The sequence below is a fragment of the Nocardia sp. CA-120079 genome (assembly GCF_050955745.1).
In the GTDB taxonomy this organism is placed as follows: Bacteria; Actinomycetota; Actinomycetes; order Mycobacteriales; family Mycobacteriaceae; genus Nocardia.
Map to the genome: position 1 here is coordinate 225,920 of NZ_CP192088.1, position 16,771 is coordinate 242,690.

The 16,771-nt window shown below is 65.2% G+C and carries 15 protein-coding genes; 11 read left to right on the forward strand and 4 right to left on the reverse strand.

What is annotated here, in order from left to right; genetic code table 11:
• Nucleotides 1-729: 729 nt before the first annotated feature.
• The gene (locus ACQPYR_RS01115) at nt 730-1,266 is read right to left on the reverse strand and encodes a MarR family winged helix-turn-helix transcriptional regulator (RefSeq protein WP_433626535.1); all 537 of its coding nucleotides are present in this window, start codon (nt 1,264-1,266) and stop codon (nt 730-732) included.
• A gap of 70 nt (nt 1,267-1,336) precedes the next feature.
• Here ACQPYR_RS01115 and ACQPYR_RS01120 point away from each other — a divergent pair, with 70 nt between their 5' ends.
• The 3 genes from ACQPYR_RS01120 to ACQPYR_RS01130 all read left to right on the forward strand — a co-directional run bounded on the left by ACQPYR_RS01120 (nt 1,337) and on the right by ACQPYR_RS01130 (nt 3,865).
• A complete protein-coding gene (locus ACQPYR_RS01120; protein WP_433626538.1) occupies nt 1,337-2,263 on the forward strand; it encodes an EamA family transporter in 927 nt (308 codons plus the stop codon).
• A 69-nt stretch (nt 2,264-2,332) separates the two neighbouring features.
• Complete coding sequence (locus tag ACQPYR_RS01125) at nt 2,333-3,094, forward strand: MerR family transcriptional regulator (protein WP_433626541.1); 762 nt, start codon at nt 2,333-2,335, stop codon at nt 3,092-3,094.
• Between the two features lie 219 nt (nt 3,095-3,313).
• Complete coding sequence (locus tag ACQPYR_RS01130; RefSeq protein WP_433626544.1) at nt 3,314-3,865, forward strand: hypothetical protein; 552 nt, start codon at nt 3,314-3,316, stop codon at nt 3,863-3,865.
• A gap of 252 nt (nt 3,866-4,117) precedes the next feature.
• Here ACQPYR_RS01130 and ACQPYR_RS01135 read toward each other — a convergent pair whose 3' ends face one another.
• Entirely contained in the window at nt 4,118-4,744 is a 627-nt protein-coding gene (locus ACQPYR_RS01135) for a TetR/AcrR family transcriptional regulator (RefSeq protein ID WP_433626547.1), read from the reverse strand.
• 104 nt (nt 4,745-4,848) lie between these two features.
• On the opposite strand from ACQPYR_RS01135, the gene ACQPYR_RS01140 reads away from it, so the two are divergent.
• On the forward strand, nt 4,849-5,571 hold the full coding sequence (locus tag ACQPYR_RS01140) for an SDR family NAD(P)-dependent oxidoreductase (RefSeq protein WP_433626550.1): 723 nt from the start codon (nt 4,849-4,851) through the stop codon (nt 5,569-5,571).
• 168 nt (nt 5,572-5,739) lie between these two features.
• Here ACQPYR_RS01140 and ACQPYR_RS01145 read toward each other — a convergent pair whose 3' ends face one another.
• Nucleotides 5,740-6,126, reverse strand: a complete 387-nt coding sequence (locus tag ACQPYR_RS01145) for a hypothetical protein (protein ID WP_433626553.1) — start codon at nt 6,124-6,126, stop codon at nt 5,740-5,742.
• On the reverse strand, nt 6,123-6,425 hold the full coding sequence (locus tag ACQPYR_RS01150) for a hypothetical protein (protein WP_433626556.1): 303 nt from the start codon (nt 6,423-6,425) through the stop codon (nt 6,123-6,125). The genes ACQPYR_RS01145 and ACQPYR_RS01150 overlap by 4 nt, the downstream gene beginning before the upstream one ends.
• 201 nt (nt 6,426-6,626) lie before the next feature.
• Here ACQPYR_RS01150 and glf point away from each other — a divergent pair, with 201 nt between their 5' ends.
• The 7 genes from glf to ACQPYR_RS01185 all read left to right on the forward strand — a co-directional run bounded on the left by glf (nt 6,627) and on the right by ACQPYR_RS01185 (nt 16,229).
• The gene (gene glf / locus ACQPYR_RS01155) at nt 6,627-7,856 is read left to right on the forward strand and encodes a UDP-galactopyranose mutase (RefSeq protein WP_433626557.1); all 1,230 of its coding nucleotides are present in this window, start codon (nt 6,627-6,629) and stop codon (nt 7,854-7,856) included.
• 151 nt (nt 7,857-8,007) lie between these two features.
• Nucleotides 8,008-9,939 carry a glycosyltransferase gene (locus ACQPYR_RS01160; protein ID WP_433626560.1) on the forward strand — a complete coding sequence of 644 codons (1,932 nt, stop codon included), beginning with the start codon at nt 8,008-8,010 and terminating at the stop codon, nt 9,937-9,939.
• An 80-nt stretch (nt 9,940-10,019) separates the two neighbouring features.
• Nucleotides 10,020-10,565, forward strand: coding sequence for a phosphatase PAP2 family protein (locus tag ACQPYR_RS01165; RefSeq protein WP_433635428.1), 546 nt, complete (start codon nt 10,020-10,022; stop codon nt 10,563-10,565).
• Between the two features lies 1 nt (nt 10,566).
• Nucleotides 10,567-11,499, forward strand: a complete 933-nt coding sequence (locus ACQPYR_RS01170) for a decaprenyl-phosphate phosphoribosyltransferase (protein ID WP_387295849.1) — start codon at nt 10,567-10,569, stop codon at nt 11,497-11,499.
• Between the two features lie 7 nt (nt 11,500-11,506).
• The gene (gene zomB / locus ACQPYR_RS01175; protein WP_433635429.1) at nt 11,507-13,432 is read left to right on the forward strand and encodes a flagellar motor control protein ZomB; all 1,926 of its coding nucleotides are present in this window, start codon (nt 11,507-11,509) and stop codon (nt 13,430-13,432) included.
• A 239-nt stretch (nt 13,433-13,671) separates the two neighbouring features.
• The gene (locus ACQPYR_RS01180) at nt 13,672-14,763 is read left to right on the forward strand and encodes an alpha/beta hydrolase (protein WP_397043523.1); all 1,092 of its coding nucleotides are present in this window, start codon (nt 13,672-13,674) and stop codon (nt 14,761-14,763) included.
• 362 nt (nt 14,764-15,125) lie between these two features.
• The gene (locus ACQPYR_RS01185; RefSeq protein WP_433626563.1) at nt 15,126-16,229 is read left to right on the forward strand and encodes an alpha/beta hydrolase; all 1,104 of its coding nucleotides are present in this window, start codon (nt 15,126-15,128) and stop codon (nt 16,227-16,229) included.
• Nucleotides 16,230-16,771 lie beyond the last annotated feature (542 nt).

The window sequence follows — 16,771 nt, forward strand, 5'->3', positions numbered from 1 at the left end:
CCTCGGTTTCTTGGCTCCTCGGTTTCTTGGCTCCTCGGTTTCTTGGCTCCTCGGTTTCTTGGCTCCTCGGTTTCTTGGCTCCTCGGTTTCTTGGCTCCTCGGTTTCTTGGCTCCTCGGTTTCTTGGCTCCTCGGTTTCTTGGCTCCTCGGTTTCTTGGCTCCTCGGTTTCTTGGCTCCTCGGTTTCTTGGCTCCTCGGTTTCTTGGCTCCTCGGTTTCTTGGCTCCTCGGTTTCTTGGCTCCTCGGTTTCTTGGCTCCTCGGTTTCTTGGCTCCTCGGTTTCTTGGCTCCTCGGTTTCTTGGCTCCTCGGTTTCTTGGCTCCTCGGTTTCTTGGCTCCTCGGTTTCTTGGCCTCTCGGCTCCTCGGCCTCTCGGCTCCTTGGCTTCTGGGCGGCTTGGTGGCTGGGCGGCTCGGCTTCTGGGCCTCTCGGCGGCTGCGGCTGCCGCCCGCCCGATTACCGCTGCTCGTGCCGCGTGGCGTATTGCCCGCACAGGTCCTCATCCCGGCCCGGCCGCACGCTCGCACTCGCGGGCGCGCACCGTGCACTGGGGGTGCGGCTCACAAGGGAGTGCTGCCCTCCGGGCGACCGGCGCTGGCGGGATGCCGTGTAGACCGTTGGCGTCGGTTCATGGGTGGCGCGGGCGCGACTCATTTGCCGCAGCCGGTGTCGACTGTGGCGAATCCGATTGCGCGGCAGTAGTTCTCGGGCGTAATCGGGCCGTCGTCGAATCAGGACGACGCGGTATCGCCCAGTGATTCGGTCAGGGTTCGCAGCAGATCGGCGAGGTGACCACGGTCCTGCTCATCGAGTGCGGCGAGGAGGCGCTGCTCGTTCGCCATGTGCAAGGGCAGTAGGTCGTCGATCAGGGTGCGGCCGGTGGCGGTGAGTTGGACGCGGATTGCTCTGCGATCCTCTGGGCAGGGTGCGCGCTCGACGAGGCCCTTGGCTGCGAGGCGGTCGATGCGGTTGGTGATGGCACCCGAGGTGAGCATGGCGACCTGGTTGAGGGCGCCTGCGGTGAGCCCGTCGGCGCCGCCGGAGCGACGCAGGGTCGCGAGCATGTCGAACTCCCAGAACTCCAGTCCGTGTCCGGCGAAGAATTTCTTCAGCTCCTGTTCCAGCAGGCGGGAAAGCCGCTGGATGCGCCCGATCACTGCCATCGGTGACACATCGACGTCCGGCCGTTCCCGGTTCCAGTGCACGGTGAACAGATCGATCGCGTCGGCCACGGCATTCCTCTCGATAGTGATTATCTCAACATTCATCTACTTGACGGTGAGGTGTGTCGGCGAGTAGATATTTCAACGTTGAGATTATCAATGAGGAGCGACCAACATGACAACAACCACCGCCGCGCGCGACTCGTACGCCGGCACCCTGGCGCTCGCCGCACTCGCCCCGATCGCATGGGGCTCCACCTACGCCGTGACCACCGAATTCCTGCCGCCGGATCGTCCGCTCTTCACCGCGCTGATGCGCGCGCTGCCCGCCGGACTCGCGCTGCTCGCCATCACCCGCGTGCTGCCGCGTGGGGTCTGGCTCGGGCGCGCCGCTGCCCTCGGTGTCCTCAATATCGGCGCGTTCTTCCCGCTGTTGTTCCTCGCCGCGTACCGGCTGCCCGGTGGTGTCGCCGGTGTTCTGGGTGCGGTCGCACCGATGTTCGCACTGGCTTTCGCAACAGTCGTGCTCGCCGAAAAGCCCAACGGGCGCAAGGTGATCGCGGGCCTGATCGGTGTCTTCGGGGTCGCGCTCGTGGTGCTGCGCGCCAATGCGCAACTCGATACGGTCGGTGTGATCGCCGGACTCGCCGGTGCGGCGTCCATGGCGATGGGCACGGTGCTCACTCAGCGCTGGGGTCGGCCCGATGGTGTCGGACCGCTCGCGATCACCGGCTGGCAGCTCACCGCGGGTGGCCTGTTCATCGCGCCGCTCGCCTTCCTGATCGAGGGTGCGCCGCCCGTACTCGACGGCCGGGCCGTCGGCGGCTACCTGTACCTCGGCGTGATCGGCACCGCGTTGGCGTACTTCCTCTGGTTCCGCGGCATCGCCAAGGTGCCGGCCACCTCGGTCGCCTTCCTCGGACTGTTCAGCCCGGTATCGGCCGCTGTGATCGGGTGGATCGCGCTCGGTCAAGCGTTGAGCCCGCTGCAGGTGGTCGGACTCGGTATCGCGCTCGGCGGCACGCTGCTCGGTCAGGTGGCCGCAAAGCCGCGGATCGAACCTGCCGTGGTCACACTTCGGGTGCCGGTGGACACGCATTAAAGGGTTGACCTTGACGTAACGTCAACTTGCAAGCTGGTTGTACCGACGAGAAAGAAGGGAGAACAGGTCATGCGAACGGGCACCGAATGGTCCATCCAGGATCTGGCCAAGGCGGCCGGTACCACCAGCCGAACACTGCGCCACTACGGGCAGCTCGGGCTGCTGCCGCCGAGCCGGATCGGCGCCAACGGGTACCGCTACTACGACCAGGACTCCCTGGTTCGGCTGCAACGCATCCTGCTGCTGCGCGAACTCGGCCTCGGCCTCCCGGTCATCGCCGAAGTTCTCGCGGGCGAACAGGACACCGCCGCCGCACTGCGCGCGCACCTGGAACTGCTTCGGCAGGAACAGGATCGGATCCGGCGCCAGATCGAGTCGGTGACCACCACGCTGCACAAGACGGAACGAGGTGAACAACTCATGGCAGCAGAGGTTTTCGACGGTTTCGACCACACTCGGTACAAGGATGAGGTGATCGAACGCTGGGGCAAGGCCGCCTACGAAAGCGCCGACCGCTGGTGGCGCTCGCTCACCGAGGCGGATAAGCAGGCGCACTTCCAGACCCACCTGGATATCGCCGCCGACTACGGCCGGGCACACGCCGCCGGACTCGCCCCGGACAGCGACGAGGTCCAGGCCATCGTCGCGCGGCACTACGACTGGATCGGGGTCGGTTCGCAGCGCCGCCCGTCGTACGAGTACTTCACCGGACTCGGCGAAATGTACGTCGCCGACCCGCGTTTCGCGGCCAACTACGACGTACATGGCGACGGCACAACCGAATTCGTGCGCGACGCGATGAAGGCGTACGCCGAGGCCAACCTGCGATAACAACAAGGTAGGGCGCCCGCGTCCAGCGGACGCCCTACCCCCGGTTCGCATTCACGGAGGCGGACCGGCAGTATCGATCCGGGCGTTGTACTTCGTCGTGGCTCCGCTCATCCTTGCCGCTGTGCCGTCGACCGGCCGCTGAATCGACATCTCGACCGGGTTCGGTACGGCGGCCGTAGGATCGAATCGTCCACAACCAGGTGGTGAGGAGTGTCGACGATGCTTTACCGGAGTGGGGATCGGCCGCCGAGCGGTGCGGCCGCGCAGATCGGCGCGGTGCTTGCGGTGCTGTATGGGTTGCGGAGCCTCGTCGGGGGCACGTGGCTGGTCGTCGATTTCCTCGGTAATCGAAGCCGGTTCGACAATTCGCTCGTCATCTTCACCACGCTCGCGGCGGCGCTGATGGCCGCTGTCATGATCTTCGGCGGTGTCCAACTCTGGCGTCAGGACGAGAGCGGGCGCTACACCCTGATCGTCGCGTCCGGTCTGTCGATCGCGATCGGCATTGTCGGACTTGCCGTTTCGCTCACCGGTTACGAATTCGGCCTCGGCATCTTCTGGTGGTCCCCCGACGACCACCCACTTTGGGTGTCGTCCTCCTTCTTCGGCCTGGTCGGCCAGATCACCGCCCTGATCCAGGAAGACCTGCTCCGAACCGCTCTAGACCTCATTCAACCCATCCTCATTTTCATCCTGTGTGCCAACGGAAACGCCGCCCGCTGGACCGCCGCCCGCCCCACTCGCCCCTCCCACCCCGCGCTGACCTACTGACCGCGCTCGCGTCGAACGAAACCCGCACGGCGCGGTACAGTTTTCCGCTCGACCATCGGAGGAGTGATGGTGCTCCTGGGCTGCGGGCTGGCCCTGGTGGACTTGCCGCCCGCATGCCAGCCCGGGGCACTACCCGTATCCGCCACAGCCTCCTGCTGGGCAAACACCGTATCCGTCTCAGCGAGCTCGGCTCACAGGTCGTTTCGGCCGCGCTGAAGTACTCCGGACGGAATGCCTTGGGCGCATCCGTCACTAGCCTTTGAGCGCCTGCATCAGTTGACCTTCTGTGATGGGGGGTACGGGGAGGGGGTGGGCGGCCGTGGCTCGGAGTCCGTCCAGGACGAGGGCGAGGTGGCGGCGCCAGGCTTGGGGGGCGATTTTGGCGGTGGCTTCGATGATGCGGGTGTGGGACCAGGTGATGAAGGCTATGTCTTCCAGGACCCAGTCGGGGCGCAGGGCGCCGGATTCCTGTGCGCGGGTGACGATTTGACGCATCAGCCCGTGGCCGTATTCCTGGGCGCGCGCAATCGCGGGGCTGGGGGCGCCGCGTAGGGCGAGGTCGCTGAGTAGGCGGTCGGCGGCCTGGAGTTCACAGACCTTCTCGACCAGGTAGACGAAAGCGTCCCAGGGGTCCTGGATTTCGATCGCCTCCCGGGCGATGCGGCCGCCCGCTTCGATGCGGTCCTCGACGGCGGCGGCGATGAGGTCGTCGCGGGTGGGGAAGCGGTTGTAGAGCGTGCCGATGGCCACGCCGGCGCGGGCGGCGATTTCCTTGAGTGGTGCGTCCAGGCCGCGTTGCTCGAAGACCTCGCGGGCGGCGTTGACGAGCGCGTCCCGGTTGCGTCGGGCGTCGCTGCGTAACGGCTTGTCCACGGGCATTCGCCGATCCTACAAATCCGGTACCCGATTTATCTTGAGCATGGGTTCAACTTAATGCTACCGTCGAAGCTAACTTGAACCCCTGCTCAACTTAGCGAGGAAGTATGACCAAGACGATCGCGATATTCGGCTTCGGGCCAGGGCTCGGCATGGGGACCGGACGGCGGTTCGGCCGGGAAGGATTCCGAGTGGCGGTCATCGGGCGGAATCCGGATAAGGCCCGCGGACATGTCGCGGAACTGGCCGCCGAGGGCATCGAGGCCGCGGCCTTCCCCGCCGATCTCACCGATGAAAAGCAGCTGTACAGCGTGGTCGACAAGATCACGGCCGAGTTCGGGCAGATCGATGTCGCGATGCACGGCGCGGCGGGCGATGCGGTGAATCGCATCCCGACCACCCTCGATGTCGACGCCGACAACCTGCGCATCCCGCTGGAATTGAAGGTCTACTCACCGATCTGGATGACCCGCGCGCTCGCGCCCACGATGATCGAGCGCGGGGCAGGGGCACTGCTGTTTTCGTCCGGATATTCCGACAGGTATCCGGTCCCATATCTGTCCAATTTCGGCGTCGCACTCGGCGCGCAACGCACCTACATTCGCCAGCTCGCGATCGAACTGCAAGGCACCGGCGTCTATGTGGGCCTGCTCAATATCGGCGCGCTGATCGGCAACAGCAAGGCCGAGCGCCTGGTGGACGAGCAGCCGGAACTGTTCCCGGCCGGGCTCGAGATCGTCCGCATGACCAATGCCGAACTGGGCGACCACTATTGGCGCATGTACACCGACCGCGATGCCGTCGAGTCGGATATCGGCTTTCCGGAGTAGTGCCACGGTGACGGTCGACGGACCTGCCCTCGCAGGCGGATTCGATCCGGCGACCCGCTGCGATATCCGCATCGCAACGGAGACAGCGGTTTTCGCGCATCCGGAACCGGCCTGCTCCGATGCGCTCTACCGCCCGCTGGCCGAGCTGGTCGGCGGTGCGGCCGCGCGCTACCCCACCCTGTCGGGCCGATGCATCGATGCTGCGAGGCATTGCGCATCGGCCTGGTCGCAGAGGTCGAGCCTGCGGCGGAGCTGATGGATACCGTGCGCCGCCTGGCCCGAGATATCTCGTGCGGTCCGCGGGAAGCGCTGATGCGCACGAAGGCGAAGGCAGTGCGGCGCATGGGCATAGCGGTGGGATCCCAGTTCCTCGGTCCAGCGCATCAGTGCCAGTTTCGCGACCCGGTTGTCGCGCAGAAAGCCTTGCAGGGACTCGGCGCCGACGTTCAGCCCGGCTCGATCCAGCGGCAGATCGGCCTGCTGCAGGAACGCCCTGGTGCGTTCGACCAGCGTCCAGACGATCGGATCGTCGAGGAATTCGGTGCGCTCGTTCACCACCGACGGTGCGACCGGCAGTCCGTCCTGTGCACCCGCACCGCGGCGATGGTGCCGTGGAAATCGGCGACCTGACGGTCGAAGGCGGCGACCTGCTCGCCCGGCGCCGTCGTGCGCAGCGCGGTCGCGGTGGCGGTGACGATGTCGTCGAAGGTCGGTGCACCGCCGACGCGCACCGTGTCCGCAACAGGTGTAGCTGCCAGCGAGTCGAACTCCGCCGCGTTCGTGGGCGCCGGGACGACTATCGCCACCGACACCGCGAACAGCGGGAGGAACGGGATATGGAATTTCCGCATCATCAGGTCTTCCGGGTCGGGCCGCTGGCGACTGCCGAACTGGACATGTGATCAGTTCGCGTCCGATGTAAGAGCGGCTCTATTGCGACGGGCGTATTCGTTTCGGCAAACACCAGGAGAAATTCCGATGGCATCCGTCGCCGAATGCACGCAGGTCGCGACTCCACCCGGCTCGCGCGCGGACTTCCGATACGCTGGGCACCCGTGACCGTCGCATCGTCCCCGGGTAACTCCGCAAACTCCGCCTCTCAGTTCGATCTGATCGTCGTCGGCTCCGGATTCTTCGGGCTGACCGTCGCCGAGCGCGCCGCCAATCTGCTCGGTAAACGGGTGCTGGTGATCGATCGTCGCTACCACCTCGGCGGCAACGCCTACTCGGAGCCGGAGCCGCAGACCGGGATCGAGGTGCACAAGTACGGGGCGCACCTGTTCCACACCTCGAACAAGCGGGTGTGGGACTACGTGACCCAGTTCACCGAATTCACCGGCTACCAGCATCGGGTCTTCGCGATGCACAAGGGGCAGGCCTATCAGTTCCCGATGGGCCTCGGTCTGATCTCCCAGTTCTTCGGCCGCTACTTCACGCCCGAGCAGGCGCGCAAGCTGATCGCCGAACAGGCCTCGGAGGTCGAGACCAAGGACGCGCAGAACCTCGAGGAGAAGGCGATCTCGCTGATCGGCCGTCCACTCTACGAGGCTTTCGTGCGCGACTACACCGCCAAGCAGTGGCAGACCGACCCGAAGGAACTGCCCGCGGGCAATATCACCCGCCTGCCGGTGCGCTACACCTTCGACAACCGCTACTTCAACGACACCTACGAGGGTCTGCCCAAAGAGGGCTACACGAAGTGGCTGGAGAATATGGCTGCCTCCGAGCTCATCGAGGTCCGGCTGAACACCGACTGGTTCGACGTGCGCGAGCAGATCCGCGCCGAGAACCCGGACGCCCCGGTCGTCTACACCGGACCGGTGGACCGCTACTTCGACTACAGCGAGGGCGAACTCGGCTGGCGCACCATCGATTTCGAGACCGAGGTGCTCGAAACCGGTGACTTCCAGGGCACCTCGGTGATGAACTACAACGACTCGGATGTGCCATACACCCGCATTATCGAACCGCGGCACTTCCACCCGGAGCGCGACAGCTACCCGAACGACAAGACCGTGATCATGCGCGAATTCTCCCGCTTCGCGCAGACCGGTGACGAGCCGTACTACCCGATCAACACACCGGAGGACCGCGCCAAGCTCACCGCATACCGGGCGCTGGCGAAGAAGGAAACCGCTGCGGCGAAGGTGCTTTTCGGTGGTCGCCTCGGCACCTACCAGTACCTGGACATGCATATGGCGATCGGCAGCGCGCTCAGCATGTTCGACAATGTCCTGCGACCGCACCTGGAGTCGGGCGAACCTCTTTCGGACCAGGAGGCGTAGATGAGCGACACTGGCGAAGCCTTGCTCATCGAAGCCGACCGGGTGCGGGTGTCCCGCACTGACGCGAGGCGTAGATGAGCGACACTGGCGAAGCCTTGCTCATCGAAGCCGACCGGGTGCGGGTGTCCCGCATTGACGCTGAAAGCGACGAATGACCTCCCAATCGATCCTGGAAGATATGACCACCGAAACCCGCGCGAAGTCGCTGCTGCAGCGCATCATCCTGCCCCGGCCGGGTGAACCGCTGGACGTGCGCACCCTCTACCTGGAGGAGTCGCCGACCAATGCCCGGCGCGCGCACGCCACCACCCGCACCTCGCTGTCGGTGGGCGCGGAGTCGGAGGTGTCGTTCTGCACCTACTTCAATGCGCTGCCGGCGAGCTACTGGCGGCGCTGGAGCATCCTGAACTCGGTGGTGCTGCGGCTGGAACTCGCCGGGCACGGACGCGTGGACGTCTACCGCTCGAAGGCGGACGGCTCGCGAATCCACGTGCAGGGCAAGGAATTCGCGGTCGCACCGGGCACCGAATCGGTGCATGTGGAATTCGAGACCGATCTCGGCCCGTTCGAAGACGGCGGCTGGATCTGGTTCGACATCACCACCGATACGGCAGTCACGCTGCTCGCGGGCGGTTGGTACGCGCCGGTCGAGGCGCCCGGTGCGGGCACCATCGCGGTCGGCATGCCGACCTTCAACCGGCCGACCGATCTGGTGAAAACCCTTGGCGCGCTGGGCTCGGATCCGCTGGTGCTGGAGAAGATCGCCGCGGTCATCGTCGCCGATCAGGGAAACCGCAAGGTGGTCGACGAGCCCGGCTTCGCCGAAGCCGCCGCGGTGCTCGGCGATCGGCTCGCCATCCGCAATCAGCCCAACCTGGGCGGTTCCGGCGGCTACAGCCGGGTCATGTACGAGGCGCTGAAAACCACCGACGCCGAGTACATCGTCTACATGGACGACGATATCGAGATCGAACCCGATTCGATCCTGCGCGCGCTGGCCTTCGCCCGCTTCGCCAAATCGCCCATGCTGGTCGGCGGGCAGATGCTCAACCTGCAGGAGCGCTCACACCTGCACAGCATGGGCGAGGTCGTTGATCGCGGCATCTTCATGTGGACCTCCGCGCCGAATGTCGAATACGACCACGACTTCTCGAAGTACCCGCTCAAGGACCGCGACAACTCCAAGCTGCTGCACCGGCGCATCGACGTCGACTTCAACGGCTGGTGGACCTGCGTGATCCCGCGCCAGGTCGCCGAGGAGATCGGTCAGCCGCTGCCGCTGTTCCTGAAGTGGGACGACGTCGAATACGGGCTGCGCGCCCGCGATCACGGCTACTCCACCGTCACCCTGCCCGGCGCCGCCGTGTGGCATATGGCCTGGAGCGACAAGGACGACGCGATCGACTGGCAGGCGTACTTCCACCTGCGCAACCGCCTGGTGGTCGCCTCGCTGCACATGCCTGGCAACGGGCGCGGCATGGTCGTCAACACCGTCAAGGCGACCTTGAAACACCTGCTCTGCCTGGAGTATTCGACGGTCGCCATCCAGAATCTGGCGATCAAGGACTTTCTCGCCGGACCGGAGCGACTGTTCCAACTGCTGCCGAGCGCCCTCGGCGTGGTGCACGAAATGCGCAAGCAGTACCCCGATGCGGTCATCCTGCCCTCGTCCACCGAACTGCCGCTGGCCAGCCACATCGGCGTCGGCGCGGTCGGTGAACCGGCGAATCCGATCGCCAAGGTGGTCCGCCTGGCCAAGGGAGTCGTGCACAACTTCCGCCCGGCGCATGCCGAGCATCACGAGCGTCCGCAGCTGAATGTGCCTACGCTGGACGCCCGTTGGTTCCTGCTCTCGCAGATCGACGGCGTCACCGTCACAACCGCGGACGGCCGAGGCGTGGTCTACCGTAAGCGCGATCCGCGTCAGGCCCTCGGCCTGTTCAAGGAGGCCATGCGGCTGCGCAAGGAGTTGGCGGCCCGCTTCCCGGAGATGCAGCAGCGCTACCGCGCCGCTCACCCGACGCTGACCAGCACGGCGGCTTGGGAGAACGTCTTCGGTATCGATACGAAGGATGAGCAGTAGTGAGTCTGGAAGCCACCGCCGCGGACGACAACACCGCGGTGCACTCGAGTGCGAACGGCCACGGCGGCCCGGTATCGGCGGTGCCGTCGGCGCCGCAGCCGCCCGAGGTCAAGATCATCAACGCGGTTCAGGCGACCATCGGCACCAAGCCGGAGGTGATCAAGGCCGCGCGCGGCATGTCGCATTTCGGTGAGCACGCGCTCGGCTGGATCGGCATCGCGGCGGCGGGCTGGGTCGTCGACAAACCCCGGCGCAGGCAGTGGGCCGGGGTCGCGGTCGGCGCGGTCGGCGCGCACGCGGCATCGATCGTCATCAAGCGCATCGTCCGGCGTCCGCGCCCCAATGATCCATCGGTGCAGGTCAACGTCTCGACGCCGAGCAAGCTGAGCTTCCCGTCCTCGCACGCGACCTCGACCACGGCAGCGGCGGTGTTGCTCGGCAGACTGACCGGGCTACCCTTGCCTGCGGTGCTCGTCCCACCGATGTTGCTCTCCCGGGTTGTGCTCGGGGTGCACTATCCCTCCGACGTGCTCGCCGGTTCCGCGCTCGGCGCCGCGTCCGCCGCTGTTGTGCTTGCCGCCGAAAAGAGACTCGATAGTGACCGCACAAGAAAAGACGTTCGTTGACATGAGTGAAGAGCCGACCAGCACGGACCTAGCCGAAGCGGTAGTCAAGGGTCCGCCCAAGACACTGGCCGGGGGGCTGTTCAAGGCGGTCCGCCCGCGTCAGTGGGTCAAGAACGTGCTGGTGCTCGCCGCGCCGCTGGCCGCGGGTCCGGATACCGCGACCGAACTGAGCGTGCTCGGCCATGTCGGCATCGCCTTCGTGGTCTTCTGCATGGCGGCCTCGGGCATCTACCTGGTCAACGACGCGCTCGACGTGGAGGCCGACCGGGCGCACCCGACCAAGCGGTACCGCCCGATCGCCGCGGGCGTGGTCCCGGTGAATCTGGCCTACCTGCTCTCGGTGGTGCTGCTCGTCGGCTCGATCGCCGGATCGTTCCTGGCGTCCTGGCATCTGGCCGTGGTGATGACCGTCTACATCGGCATCCAGCTGGCCTACTGCTTCGGCCTCAAGCACCAGGCGGTGCTGGACATCTGCATCGTGTCCTCCGGCTTCCTGCTGCGCGCGGTTGCCGGTGGCGCGGCCGCGAATATCGACCTGTCGCAATGGTTCCTGCTGATCATGGCCTTCGGCTCGCTGTTCATGGCCGCCGGTAAGCGCTATGCGGAACTCCAGATCGCGCTGAGCACCGGTGCCAAGATCCGCAAGTCGCTGGAGTACTACACACCGACATATCTGCGCTTCATCTGGACTCTCGCCGCGACCGCGGTGGTGGTGTTCTACGGTCTGTGGGCGTTCCAACAGGACAGCCTCAAGCACACCAACTGGTTCGCAATCTCGATGATTCCGTTTACCATCGCAATCCTGCGTTACGCGGTCGACGTCGATGGCGGCGAGGCCGGTGAACCCGAAGAGATCGCGCTGGGGGATCGCATCCTCCAGTTCCTCGCAATCGCCTGGATCGGAGCGGTAGGTGTCGCTGTCTATCTCACCTGACGAACTGCTGGTAGAGGGAGCGGAGCGAACAGAACAAGTGACGGAGGAGCCGGCCGAAGGGCCGGCTCGTTCGGCCTTGCGGTTCGTCAGGCTATCCCGAGCCACCTTCGTCGGTGGGATCGCGCTCAGCGTCGCACTATTCTCGGTCGGCGGCTGGCAGCGACGCTGGATCGCCGACGACGGCCTCATCGTGCTGCGCACGGTGCGGAATCTGTTGGCGGGCAACGGGCCGGTCTTCAACGAGGGCGAGCGCGTCGAGACCAACACCAGTACCGCATGGACCTATCTGGTGTGGTTCTTCAGCTGGCTCACCAGGGCCAGGCTGGAGTACGTCGTACTCGGCGTGGCGCTGACGGTGTCGATGCTGGCGATCGTCTTCGCCATGCTCGGCGCCGCGCGGTTGTGGGGCGGGACCAAGTCTGCGCTGCTGCTGCCGGCGGGCGTATTCGTCTATATCGCCCTGCCGCCCGCCCGTGACTACGCCACCTCCGGTCTGGAGAGCGGTCTGGTCATCTGCTGGCTGGGCCTGCTGTGGTGGCAACTGGTGCGCTGGAGTCAGACCGAGCGGGTGAAGCTGCCCGCGCTGTTCGGGCTGGTTTTCCTCGCCGGACTCGCACCGCTGATCCGTCCGGAGATGACGCTGGTCGGCGTGCTGTCGCTGCTGATGATCTTCCTGGCCCCGATGCCGCAGTCCCGGCTGCGCCCGATCGTATTGCGCGCCTTGATCGTTGTCGCCGCCGGACTGGTGCCGATGTGCTATCAGGTCTGGCGGATGGGCTACTACGGCCTGCCCTATCCGAATACCGCGGTCGCCAAGGACGCGGGCGGCGCCAAGTGGGGGCAGGGCTTCAAATACCTCTGGGATCTGGTCGGTCCGTACTACCTGTGGGTGCCGCTGCTGGTGCTGCTGGTCCTCGGCGTTGTCGCGGGCCGCTCGGCGCGTGCCGACAAGGCGACCGACGAGCGCGGCTGGACGGTGCGCCGGGTTCGTGAATGGCTGCACTCGCCGAGTGCGGTGGTCGCGCTCATGCTCGGCAGCGGATTCGTCCTCACGATCTACGCCCTGCGCGTCGGCGGTGACTTCATGCACGGCCGGATGCTGCTGCCGCAGCTGTTCTGCCTACTGCTGCCGGTCGCCGTGGTGCCGATCCGGCTGCCTGCGGGCGGTCTGCGCGCGGTGACCGCGAAGGACTGGTCCTTCGCGGTGATCACACTCGCGCTGCTCGGCACCGCGGGCTGGGCGCTGTTCGCGGCCAACACCACCGCCATCAAGTCCGGCACCAAGATCAGTGCCTCCGGCATCGTCGACGAGCGCGTCTACTACGTCCTCAATACCGGCCACGACCATCCGATCCTGGCCGAGGACTACCTGGACTACCCGCGCGTGCGGGCCATGGTGAACAACATCGCCGAAACCCCCGACGGCGGTCTGCTGCTGAACTCGCCGTCGTTCATGTTCTGGTACATCGCGCCCCCGCCGCAGCCGATTCCCGACGGCGGCGCCGGGCATACCGTCTACTTCCTCAATCTCGGCATGACCAGCATGAACGTCCCGCTGGACGTGCGCGTCATCGACCAGATGGGCCTGGCCTATCCGCTGGCCGCGCACACCGACCGGCTCACCGACGGCCGGATCGGCCACGACAAGAGCCTGTATCCGGACTGGGTCGTGGTGGATACCGGCATGGTCGACCGGCATCCGTGGATGCCCTGGTACATGGACGAGAAGTGGGTCACCCAGGCGCGTACCGCCATGAGCTGCCCGGACACCGTGGCGCTGAATATCTCCTACCGTGATCCGCTCACCTGGGGTCGCTTCAAGCACAACCTGATTCACGCACTGCACTTCGCGAAATACCGGATCGATCGCGTGCCGAAGTACGAGATCGAGCGGTGTGGGCTGGTGGATCCGTATCCTCAACCGCAAAGATGAGAAGCAACTCCTGTCACACTGAGCCCATGGATCTCCGTGGGCTCAGTTCTTTCACTGACCAGGGCAGATAAACGTGGCGCATATCGCTTTATCTCTTTTTGATAACGCAACCGCATCGATGAAGCGATATGGTACGTGGGAACGCCCGTTGGGGGCGTCCTATTCGACATGGGCCCATCCAGTGGTCAACGTAGAGACGCGGTCGAAGTACGACCGCATAACGAAAGGCCTATAACCAGATGCGAGGCGTGATCGGGCGAAGGACGCAGAATGGACGTCTGAAAACCCGTAGAGCCGGTTCGTGGCTCAAGCGGTCGGTGCTGATGTCGCTGGCTATCTTGCTGCCGCTCGGGGTGTCAGTAGCAGGTCCGGCGGGTTCCGCGTCGGCTGCTTTCAACCCGGACGGCTTCGATTTCTGGGTCGACTCCAGCATGGGTCCGATCAAGTCGCGAATCTTCCGCGCAGCGGACGGCAATACCGGGCGCGTGGTCTACGCGCTGGACGGTATGCGGGCCCGAGGTGACCTGAGCGGCTGGGAGATCGAGACCGAGGTCGCCCGTGAGCTGACCAAGTGGAATATCAATGTCGTCATGCCGGTCGGCGGCCCGTCCAGCTTCTATGCGGACTGGAACGCGCCGGGTAACTTCCTTGGGCTGAGCACCGGTTCGTCGGGTTCGGCCAATGGTTCGTCCTCCGGGTCCGCGATGACCGGCTCATCGGGTTGGAACGAGACCCTCGGCAAGTCGAACACCTATAAGTGGGAGACCTTCCTGACCAGCGATCTGCGCAATGCCCTGCGTGATCGCCTGGGCTTCAGCCCGACGCGCAACGGTGTCTTCGGCCTGTCCATGGGCGGCAGCGCCGCGCTGACGCTCTCGGCCTACCACCCGGACCAGTTCGTCTACGCCGGTTCGTATTCCGGCTACCTGAACATCTCCGCGCCGGGTATGCGCGAGGCGCTGCGCGTCGCGATGATCAGCGCGGGCGGCTACAACATCGACGCGATGGCGCCGCCGTGGGGCCCGCAGTGGCTGCGCATGGACCCGTTCGTCTTCGCGCCGCAGTTGATCCGGAACAACACCAGGCTCTGGGTGGCCGCAGGCAGCGCACTGCCCGGTCCGGCCGACGCGAGCTCGCCGATCGACGTCATCCAGGGCACGCCGCTGGAGGCGCTCGCACTGGTCAACACCCGGGCCTTCCAGGTCCGGATGGCGACGCTGGGTGCGCAGAACGTCACCTACAGCTTCCCGTCCGTCGGCATCCACAACTGGCACAACTGGGAGTCCGAGGTCTACCGCATGATCCCGGATCTCTCCGCCAACATCGGGTAGTAGCCGTGTTTGATTCGCAGCGCCTTCGGCGCGAACGTCGCTCGTAGGACTCGCTCCGAGCGGGGCTGGTAATGCGGTGAGCTGACCGCCTGGTGTGTTCGCACACCAGGCGGTTTTTGTTTGCTCGCATCCGTCCGAAACCCCCGTTGACAACGAATCAGCTATTGGATGCCTTCGCATAGTTGTGGGTTGGATCACTTTTCAGCAACATAGAAGAATTCGCTGGACATTGATGCGCGATCAGTATGTATGCAGGTGGTATGCCTGTTTTGGACAGGGTCGGTTGTCTTATGCCCGATGAGGCGCCAGTCGAAATTGCTTGATGTTTGCTGACTGGCCGTCTGGACGAAAGGTCGAGTCGAATGCGAAGTGTGCGCTGGCAGCGTAGGCCCGGAAGCTCGGCCGGTTCGTCGGCCGGGGCGCCCGGTGGTTCCTGGGCGAAGAAATGGGTGCTCGGTGTGGCGACGGCGATGGTGTTACCGCTCGGGATCTCGCTCGCGGGCAGTGGCGCCATCGCATCGGCGGGCGTCGACCCGGCGGCCTTCGACTTCTGGGTCGATTCCCCGGTGATGGGTCCGATCAAGAGCCGGGTGCTGCGCGCGGCGGATGGCAATACCAACCGCGTCGTCTATGTGCTCGACGGCCAGCGGGCACCGGAAACGCTCAATGGCTGGGAGATCGAGACCAACGTCCCCGCGGTCCTCGCGAGCTGGAATATCAATGTGGTCATGCCGGTCGGCGGCATGTCGAGCTTCTACGCGGACTGGAATGCACCGAGTAACTTCTTCGGCGTCACGCCCGGTTCGATGGGTTCGGCCACCGGATCCGGTGCGACGGAAGCCTTTTTGGCAGGGCCCGGCAAAAGCTATCGCTACGACTGGGAAACGTTCCTGACCCAGCAACTGCGATCGGCGCTGCGGGATCGCTTGGGCTTCAACCCGAATCGCAATGGTGTGTTCGGGCTGTCGATGGGTGGCAGTGCCGCGCTGACGCTTGCGGCCTATCATCCGGACCAGTTCAGCTTCGCCGGAGCGTTCTCGGGCTACCTCAATATTTCGGCGCCGGGTATGCGGGAGGCGATTCGGACGGCGATGGTCGACGCGGGCGGCTACAACGTGGACTCGATGGCGCCGCCGTGGGGTCCGCAGTGGTTGCGGATGGATCCGTTCGTCTTCGCGCCGCGCTTGATCGCGAACGGCACCCGGGTGTGGGTCGCCGCCGGTAGTGCGCTGCCGATGCCCGAGGATCTGAATATTCCATTTCCGGTTGCCGCGGATCGTCTCCTCAGGGGCTCGCCGCTCGAAGCGCTCGCCTTGGCGAATACCAGGGCATTTCAGGTCCGCATGATGTCGTTGGGGGCGCAGAACGTGGTGTATTCGTTCCCGCCCGCCGGACTGCATGCGTGGACCAACTGGCAAGACGAGGCCTATCGGATGATTCCGGACATGTCCGCCAATATCGGTTGAGCCCTCGGCCGCCGCGCACGGTCGCTCGCTCCCCCGCGGGCATGTTGCGGTGCACAAGCCGCCCGGTGCACGCACCGGGCGGCTTTGTCTTGGTCCGCGTCGAGCAGTTGCCCATCGGTTGGCTGGATGATCGCTGGATCGCGAGTCTCGGCGCAGCATGCCCGGCGAAGGCGCGTGGTAAGAGTTCGCGTCGGTATTCCCCGGACCTCATCACGACCCGACATCGCGGCCATTTCTGGTTCGAGCACTTGCCCGTAGAAGGGTGATAACGCCGAGACCTTCTGTCCGCGCGGAGCATCGGTGTCGAGTGTCGATCCTCAAACTCGACAGCGCGAGCAATGGTGCTCGCACGGGCGAAAGGTCGGATCGCTGCGGCATCACTGAGTGCGCTGAATAGTTGCCGTTGGCTGGCTGCGGAGCTCGGCGGTTGGGTGGCATTCGGCATTGGCGGATCTCCCGGATGCTGCCGCAGTGGAATATCAACGTTGTCATTCCGGTCGGCGGGCAATCCAATTCCGCTATGCGGGTTCGTATTCGGGCTA